Source organism: Candidatus Angelobacter sp., assembly GCA_035607015.1.
In the GTDB taxonomy this organism is placed as follows: domain Bacteria; phylum Verrucomicrobiota; class Verrucomicrobiia; order Limisphaerales; family AV2; genus AV2.
Map to the genome: position 1 here is coordinate 1 of DATNDF010000119.1, position 8,298 is coordinate 8,298.

An 8,298-nucleotide genomic window follows, 5' to 3' on the forward strand; every position below is an offset into this window, starting at 1 on the left:
ACGGTCGAGCTGGAGCACACCCCGATCAACTTTGAAACTGCAGCCGACTGTTTCGCGCTCATCGCCGGGAACAACTGTGTGCCACTCGCCCGCGTGCCCTGGAACACCGGGGAAAACATCAAACGCGTCCTCGATACCGGCGCTTATGGCATCGTGGTGCCGATGGTCAACTCGCGCGCCGAAGCGGAGGCCGCCGTCCGCGCCGCGCGTTACCAGCCGCTGGGTGAACGCTCGATTGGTGGGCAGATGCACGCAGCGAATTTCGACACCGACCCGGCGACCTATTATGCCCGCGCCAACGACGAGATCCTGGTTGTGGCGATGATCGAGCACGTCAAGGCCATCGAGGCAGCTGACGAAATCTTCAGTGTTCCCGGACTCGACGTCGCGTTCATCGGCCCGAACGATCTGACCAACTCCATGGGCAAAAGGCCGGTGTTCGACAGCGACGACCAACAATTCACCGACGCCGTGGCGCATGTTCTGAAAACGGCGAAAAAATACGGCGTTGCGCCCGGCATCCACGTTCTCGACGCCGCGGCGGCGCAACGGCGGATCAAAGAAGGGTTTCAATTCATCGCGATCACCAGCGAGGCCGGCATGATGCTGGCCAAGGCCGGCGAGTTCGCCAAAACGCTTGGACTCGGGGCCGGCAAAACAGTCGCGAGATACTAGAGCGCCGGAGAGTCGCGGCCGACCTGGACAGCACGGAAGCCTGGCCGCCCTCAAATGAAAATTGTTGTCCTCGACGGCTACACTTTAAACCCTGGCGATTTGAGTTGGGACGAACTCAAGGCCCTGGGCGAATGCAAGATCCATGATCGCACACCGGCGGATGAAGTCGTCGATCGCGCGGTCGGTGCCGACATTGTCCTGACCAACAAAACACCGGTCACGCGCGAATCCATCCTGGCGCTGCCAAAGCTCCAATACATCGGGGTTCTGGCGACGGGCTACAACATTGTGGACGCCATCGCGGCACGCGAACGAGGCATTCCCGTGGCCAACGTGCCGACCTATGGCACGAACTCCGTGGCGCAACACACCTTTGCGTTGCTCCTCGAATTGACCCAACATGCCGGCCATCACGCCCGGACGGTGCACGACGCGCGCTGGACGAAAAGTCCCGACTTTTGCTACTGGGACCACCCGCTGGTCGAACTGGATGGCCTGACGATGGGCATCGTCGGGTACGGACGGATCGGGCGGGCCGTCGCCGATCTGGCGCTCGCCTTCGGGATGAAGGTGCTTGTCAACAGTCGAAGCACGCCCCGGGAAATCGCGGCGAATGTCCGTCCCGTGGAACTCGACGCCCTGCTTGGCGAAAGCGATGTCGTGAGCCTTCATTGCCCGCTCACGCCGGAAACCAGGCATCTGGTAAACGCGCAACGTCTCGGGTTGATGAAATCCGCAGCCTTTCTGCTCAACACCAGCCGGGGACCGCTGATTGACGAAGCCGCCCTGGCCGGCGCGCTGAACGCCGGCCGCATCGCCGGCGCGGGTCTGGATGTTCTTTCCGCCGAGCCTCCTCCTTCGAGCAATCCCCTGCTCGGCGCGAAGAACTGCCTTATCACTCCGCACATCGCGTGGGCTTCGCGCGCCGCGCGAGCGCGACTGATGCAGGTGGCGGTTGCAAATGTTCGAGCCTTCATCGCGGGCAAACCTCAAAACGTCGTGAAATGACCACGATGCCGCTGATCAATATAATCGTTGGCGCGGCCCTTTTGCTTTTCGGGCGCCGCCTGTTCTGGCTGTTTGTCGCGGGCGTGGGTTTCGTGGCCGGCATGACGCTGGCGACGGCATGGTTCGGGGGAAATATCAGCCCGGTAGTTATCCTGATCGCGACCGGAGTTGGAATAATTGGCGCGATCCTTTCAGTTTTTTTGCAAGGCGCGGTCGTCGCCATCGCGGGATTTCTCTCTGGCGGATATCTCGCTTACACGCTGGCCCTCGGCACAAATCACGCATCGTTCGCTTGGATTGCCTTTTTCATCGGCGGCGTGATCGGCGCCCTCCTCGTTGTTGGGCTGTTCGACTGGGCGCTGATCGGCCTGTCCGCTCTGACCGGTGCAACCGTCATCAGCGAGAACGTGGCTCTGGATCGAACCGCGTCAACGCTGCTCTTCCTCGCGCTTATTGTTTTCGGGGTTGTCGTTCAGACCCGACAATTGACGAAAACCCCGCCCGCACATAAGAACGGGCAATAATTCGAGTTTCGGAAGACGCGCCCGTCCAGAGAGCGATCAAACGCCGGCCTTTTCGACTGACCGGCGCGCGCGGTCTGTTCGTGTACGATGACTGCACCATCGTTGTTGCTTTCGAACCTCCGGACAAACCGGGGCAATTGTTGACAAAACCGGGGAAATAACATCGACAACGCTCCGGCGTTTCTGCTAATTACGCGACGCAATCCCTCGGGAAACCATGAAAGAACAACGCTGGCTGCGAATCATTCCCGTCGCGCTGATCATGTACACGATTTCGTACATTGATCGGACCAACGTCGCGCTCGCGCTCGATCCCAACATCTCCACGATGATGCGCGATCTGGCGATGACCGACAAACTCAAGGGCCTTGCGGGCGGCATTTTCTTCTTCGGCTACGTGCTGCTGCAAATACCCGGCGGTCATCTGGCCAGCCATTGGAGCGCCCGAAAGGTTATCAGCATTTTACTGGTATTGTGGGGCATCTGCGCCGTGGGCTGCGGACTGGTGTCGAGTTTCACCCAATTTGCCATCATGCGCTTTATGCTTGGTGTGGCCGAAAGCGGCGTCTTTCCCGCCACGCTCGTGCTGCTGGCCAACTGGTTTCCGCGGGTCGAACGCGCGCGGGCCAACGGTTATTGGAATTTGTGCCAGCCCATCGCCGTCGTCATGGCCGGGCCGCTTTCCGGATGGATCCTCGACAAATGGGTTCTGACTTCGTGGGCGCAGAGCACGGGTTTGCCAGGCTGGCGTGTCATGCTCATCATTGAAGGCGCGCTGCCGTTCATCTGGCTGCCGATCTGGCTCTATTTTATCCGCGACCATCCCAGGGACGCGAAGTGGATTTCACCCGAGGAACGGGAGGAGATTGAGACCAGGCTCCGGCAGGAGGCCACGGACATTGAACCGGTCAACCCGCTCCCGCTTTGGAGGGCGTTTCTGCAACCCGCGGTCTTCGTCATGCTGCCGATCTATTTCCTCCAAAACTGCGCGGCTTACGGTTGCAACCTGTTCATCACTTCGAGTCTGCACCGCGCCGATGTCAAATTCAGCGGCTTGCAGGAAGGCATTCTGTTCGCAGTGCCTTATTGCGTCGCCGTCGTGGCGATGATACTGAACGCCCGTCATTCGGACAAAACACACGAGCGCCGAGGTCATGTGGCGCTCGTTTACAGCATCAGCGGCGTGGCCCTGATCGTAAGCGCGTTGTTAAAAGAGCATTCGTTTTGGGGTTCGTTTTTTTTCCTCTGTTTCGCAATCCAGGGACCGTTCGCCGGGTTGGCGCCATTCTGGGCGATTCCCTCCGAAACCATGCCGCGCCGCGTTATGGGCGCGGTGATGGGCCTGGTGAACGCAATCGGGAATCTTGGTGGATTCCTTGGTCAATACATTGTCGGCTGGCTCAAGCAGGAAACCGGCGGCATCGCCATACCGTTTGCCGTGCTCGGAATGGGTCTTTTGGTCGCGGCGGCGCTTTGCTTTCTCCTGCCCAGATCGAAAACTCACCAGATGTCGCCGCAACAGTAAAAGTCCGCGGGGAACCCTCGAGGGTTCCCCGCGCCAAAAATACCGCGGCGAACGAAGCGCTTATTTCTGAGCGCGTTCGCCCTGCTTCTCCGCCTCGCTCATTTCTGACTTCGTCGCCTCTTCGGCCTGCGCAATGCGGTTGACAACATTCACGCCGTCGATCTCGTCATAACTCAGGACGAGTTTCTGTCCCAGTCGCAGATCGCTCAACTTGCCGTCGGATTTGCCATTGACGACGATCTTGCAGTGGTCCGCGAGGCTGAACTTCCGGTCGCCGACGAAATGCTTGGCCTTGACCGTACGCGCCGAGGCATCGATGGCGTCAAGTGTCCCCACGTACGTCGCGCTGGTTTGCTCGATTGCCCGTGCCGTCGGCGATCCTCCCGGCAGTTCATAAACGACCGTCACCAGGTGACCGACCTTCACGTCCTCGAGCGAACCGCTCCGGTCATCGCGCAGGACCACTCTGCAATCGGCGGCAATTTCGAACGTCCTGTGCAACCCGCTGCGACTTAGCTTCAGGGTATGCGCGTTGCGATCGATCGTCTGGACCGTGCCCGAGTAGCTCAGTTCTTGCTGTGTGAACCGGTTCGCCACCAGCACGCCGCTCGCATCCTTGTATTGCACGTCCACCTTCTGGCCGGCTCGAAGGTCGTCCAGTGTCGCGTCTTTTTTATCGCCGATCGAGAACTCGCAATTGTCGGCGATGTTAAACGTACGGGTGAACAGCATCCCCTTCAGTTTGACCGTTTTTTCCTTCGCATCGACTCTGGCGATGATGCCTGAATACGATTTCTCCTTCTGTTTCATGACGGCCTGTTCATCCGCGCGCGCGCTCCACGCGGAAACGGCAAACAAGACCGCCATTCCAATGGCCATGCTTTTTATATTGGTTTTCATAGCAATAGATTAGATGCCACGCGGGAAGCCTCCGTTCAATCAGGGATTCACCTACCTCCGGGCACCGGAACATCCACGGGCGCAACCTTCGGACCGCGGTTCCATCGCCCCAAAATCCAACTGAAGACAAACTGGATACATTGTCTTGCGTTGGATCACCGCTGGACGCGCGCGCCGCCCCCTTTCATCAGTTTCTCGACCTCGTCCTTGCCCGCCATTGATGTGTCGCCCGGCGTGGTCATCGCCAGCGCGCCATGGGCCGCGCCGTAATCAACCCCTTTCTGGGGATCACCCGTCGTCATCAGGCCGTAAATGAAGCCGGACGCGAAACTGTCACCACCGCCGACACGGTCGAGAATTTCGAGGTCGGGATATTTGCGCGACTCGTAGAACTTGCCGTCCATCCACGCAATGGCCGCCCAGTCGTTGATCGTGGCGGTTTTTGCGGCCCGCAACGTGGTGGCGGTGGCCTTGAAGTTCGGATACGTCTTCACTGCCGTCTCGATCATTTTCTTGAACGCAGTGACATCAATGTGCAGGAGGTTTTCATCCGCGCCTTCGACCTTGAAGCCAAGGCAGGCCGTAAAGTCCTCCTCGTTCCCGATCATCACGTCCACGTATTTGGCGATCTCCTTGTTGACCTCCTGCGCGCGTTTCTGTCCACCGATGGATTTCCAAAGCGAGGGACGATAGTTGAGGTCGTAGGAAACAATCGTCCCGTGTTGCTTGGCCTTCTTGACGGCTTCGATGACAAGTTGGGGCGTAGTGTCGCTCAGTGCAGCGAAAATGCCGCCGGTGTGCAGCCAGCGCACGCCGAGTTTGCCGAAGATGTTGTCCCAATCGAAATCGCCAGGCTTGAGCTGGCTGGCGGCGGTGTGGCCACGGTCGGGAATGCCCACGGCGCCACGCACTCCGAAGCCACGCTCCGTGAAATTCAGACCGTTACGCGTCTCGCGTCCGATTCCGTCAAACTTCGCCCACCTGATGAACTCGGTGTCCACCCCGCCCTGCAAAATAAAATCCTCGATGAGCCGGCCAACGTCGTTGTCGGCAAACGCGGTGGCAACGGCGGTCTTGAAACCGAAGCAACGGCGCAGTCCGCGCGCGACGTTGTATTCGCCGCCGCCTTCCCAGACCTTGAATTCGCGGGCGCAACGGACGCGGCCCTCGCCCGGATCGAGCCGGAGCATGATTTCTCCGAGCGCGAGCAGGTCGTATTTGCAGGAGCCGGCGGGTTTGATGGTCAAAGCGGCCATGATAGATTTGGATTGAGATTCGATGTTTTTCTTGAACGGGCGGCCAGATTGGGAAAACGACCCCGGAAACTCAACACATTTTTGGCGTCAGCAGGTTGGATTACGTGTGTTTCCCGCGCACCTACGAACGTGATGGTAACAGCAACACGGACCTTCTCGGTAAAACAATATCGCCTTCCAGCTTAAAGGAACAAGGATTGCGGGCGCACGACTCGAACGACGGCTTTCATTCGACCTAAAGCCGGTCAAAGGCGAAGAGATCATCACATCCATGGACAACTACGGCCCACTCGACGGATTCATCGGCACATCGATCTTTGGATCGGGCCGGTAGAGTGATGGGTGCATCAAACTGAGGAGTTTTATTGCTCCGCTGGTGGCATCCACTTCCGCAAACACAGAGATGTCCGCGATCATCTGTCGAGCGTTTCGTTCTTCTCGTTCCTTCTCCGTCTCCGGCTTTTGCCAATAAAAAACGTAGCGACAGAACCCATTCGTCTCCCCAAGCTCTGGTGCGTAGCGGAATGTAGGATCGACGTCGAGATAAAGCGGCTTTTCCGGGAGAGCAAACTTATCCAGCACCAACCTGCGAACCTTCTCCACGGCTTGTTCGCGTGTCACCCGGATAGGGCCACTGAATTCCTGTACTCTGGGCCGTTCCCCTTCCTCCTCCTTTGAAGTGTAGGCATCCATCGCGTGCATCTTCATGACTCGCCCTGCCCAGTAGTCCACCTGGTAACCGCAATTCAACCGCAGTGACGCCCATACTCGTCCGCGCAGCATCTGGACTTTCGACTCGCCCATGACAATATCCGTTTCTTGAACCGTGGTATTCAGCGGAGGACCAAACTTGTGGCCAAAATCCTCGATTTCCGGAAGGATGTGTCGGATCAGGGCCATCGCGTATTCCCGACTCACGTCTTTGACTTCCAGTTCCGTGCTGACCATCTTGGATGGCGGCTTGGACGGAGGTGGTGGATTCGTCTGGCCAAAAGTGATGGGCCAAGGCATACGTTGGAAGTCATCCGCTATCAGCCTAAAGCATTCAATTCTCAATTGTTCTGCGTTAACCTCTGCCATTACCACTTTCATCCATTGCGGTAATCTTCCTTTCGGGTCGGACCATTCAAAGATGTATCGTGGAATCACCTTGTCATCGAACCTGATCGGGCCTTTGACGGTCGGAGATTTGTCGAGCATTGCGAGATTGGTGTGGCCTAGTGCTCGTAGAGTATCCTTAAACTTCGCGAGGCATTGCGCCTCCGTGTATCGAACTTCGCCGACAAGGCGATCCAGCTCGCGGGGATCCTGAAGTGTAGTATAGGCATTGGTGGTCTCGAAGCTATCAATGATGCCCCAACCGTATCGGAACCAGTAACCCCCCTCATAACGAAGCGCCGCCCTCAACCGGACATCCGACCCTGCATATTCCGGGAACACACGAAAGTACCTTACCTTCGACGGTTCCAGTGGTGTCTCCAAAGGAAGATCCAAGGGTTTCACCGCGCCCGAAACGTGCAAGAGCATCGCCGTCAACACAGCATTCGTGGCTATGTCCATAATCAAGTTACAATCAATCTATGGCCGTTCAGGGACCGCCTTGCAAGACGCGGCGATACTCCCGCCGCAACGTTTCGATTTCATCAATCAGCTCATCTTGCAATCGTGCCAGTCGTTTCGCCACGAACGGCGCGCGCAGCAGAACGAGCGTCGTGCGCAACGCGTCGGTGAACTGACGCAACTCGCGCGTGTAGTAATGCGCAATCAATCCAGCCATCGGCAGCGAGAGCGCGTACCACAAACTGGATGGCCAGCCGAGCCAGCGATGGACCAGTCCGATGTAAAGGCAATAGAAAAGACCGAAGGACACGATACCGACCAGCATCGAGGCGTGCGGCGTTTGTGCTTTGCGCGCGACGGGTTGCGTCAGGCGGGTGACGGCCAGTTTCACCAGTGCGCCGGGCAGCAAACGATGCAGCCATCCGTACAGCGCGACGGGCGCCCCGAGAACAGCCAGTGACAACCACCTCAAATTGTGCGCGACCAGTTTTCCCTTTGCCGCGTACTGTCCGATCCCATCGTCCGAAAGATTCAATCGGACGCGCCACCGTTCGTATTCGGCGAGCTTCCGAACGAACGCGTCCAAGCGTCCAGGAATCGTCGTGCCGGCCCACGAAACCGCGTCGGCGATCGCCTGTGTCAAAACCAGCTCTTCGGCCGCAGCCGCAAGCGGTTCTTTCACGATGAGATTGCCGAGCCTGAGCCGCTCCAGATACAGACGTTTCACAGCAGCGACGACGCGGGCCTGTTCGAGTCCGGGTGTGTGAACGATGAGCGACTGCAATCGATGTTCGATTGCAGCGTTTAATCCGGCGATGCATTCCTTGCGGCGCGATTCGTAACCATTGAG

At 58.2% G+C, this 8,298-nt stretch carries 8 protein-coding genes; 4 read left to right on the top strand and 4 right to left on the bottom strand.

Features of this window, described 5'->3' with window-relative positions:
• The 4 genes from VN887_04995 to VN887_05010 form a co-directional block, all read left to right on the top strand.
• The coding region (locus VN887_04995) for an aldolase/citrate lyase family protein (GenBank protein ID HXT39359.1) at positions 1–675 on the top strand (675 nt) is incomplete at its 5' end.
• Positions 676–729: 54 nt separating this feature from the next.
• Positions 730–1,683, top strand: coding sequence for a D-2-hydroxyacid dehydrogenase (locus tag VN887_05000; GenBank protein ID HXT39360.1), 954 nt, complete (start codon positions 730–732; stop codon positions 1,681–1,683).
• Positions 1,680–2,207 (top strand): hypothetical protein, encoded by a 528-nt coding sequence (locus tag VN887_05005; GenBank protein ID HXT39361.1) that lies wholly within the window; start codon positions 1,680–1,682, stop codon positions 2,205–2,207. The genes VN887_05000 and VN887_05005 overlap by 4 nt, the downstream gene beginning before the upstream one ends.
• Before the next feature lie 217 nt (positions 2,208–2,424).
• Positions 2,425–3,732: an MFS transporter gene (locus tag VN887_05010; GenBank protein HXT39362.1), complete on the top strand. Its 1,308-nt coding sequence runs from the start codon at positions 2,425–2,427 to the stop codon at positions 3,730–3,732.
• A gap of 60 nt (positions 3,733–3,792) precedes the next feature.
• Here the strand turns inward: VN887_05010 and VN887_05015 are convergent, their stop codons facing one another.
• The 4 genes from VN887_05015 to VN887_05030 form a co-directional block, all read right to left on the bottom strand.
• Positions 3,793–4,632: a DUF5666 domain-containing protein gene (locus tag VN887_05015; protein HXT39363.1), complete on the bottom strand. Its 840-nt coding sequence runs from the start codon at positions 4,630–4,632 to the stop codon at positions 3,793–3,795.
• A gap of 155 nt (positions 4,633–4,787) precedes the next feature.
• Positions 4,788–5,888 carry a sugar kinase gene (locus VN887_05020; protein ID HXT39364.1) on the bottom strand — a complete coding sequence of 367 codons (1,101 nt, stop codon included), beginning with the start codon at positions 5,886–5,888 and terminating at the stop codon, positions 4,788–4,790.
• A gap of 279 nt (positions 5,889–6,167) precedes the next feature.
• Positions 6,168–7,448, bottom strand: coding sequence for a hypothetical protein (locus tag VN887_05025; GenBank protein ID HXT39365.1), 1,281 nt, complete (start codon positions 7,446–7,448; stop codon positions 6,168–6,170).
• A 28-nt stretch (positions 7,449–7,476) separates the two neighbouring features.
• On the bottom strand, positions 7,477–8,298 hold an 822-nt coding region (locus VN887_05030), incomplete at its 5' end, for a hypothetical protein (protein ID HXT39366.1).

What these genes read in the sequence shown, in the direction of transcription:
- VN887_05000 (HXT39360.1), top strand. Translation starts at nt 730, where the DNA reads ATGAAAATTGTTGTCCTCGACGGCTACACTTTAAACCCTGGCGATTTG.
- VN887_05005 (HXT39361.1), top strand. Translation starts at nt 1,680, where the DNA reads ATGACCACGATGCCGCTGATCAATATAATCGTTGGCGCGGCCCTTTTG.
- VN887_05010 (HXT39362.1), top strand. Translation starts at nt 2,425, where the DNA reads ATGAAAGAACAACGCTGGCTGCGAATCATTCCCGTCGCGCTGATCATG.
- VN887_05015 (HXT39363.1), bottom strand. Translation starts at nt 4,632, where the DNA reads ATGAAAACCAATATAAAAAGCATGGCCATTGGAATGGCGGTCTTGTTT.
- VN887_05020 (HXT39364.1), bottom strand. Translation starts at nt 5,888, where the DNA reads ATGGCCGCTTTGACCATCAAACCCGCCGGCTCCTGCAAATACGACCTG.
- VN887_05025 (HXT39365.1), bottom strand. Translation starts at nt 7,448, where the DNA reads ATGGACATAGCCACGAATGCTGTGTTGACGGCGATGCTCTTGCACGTT.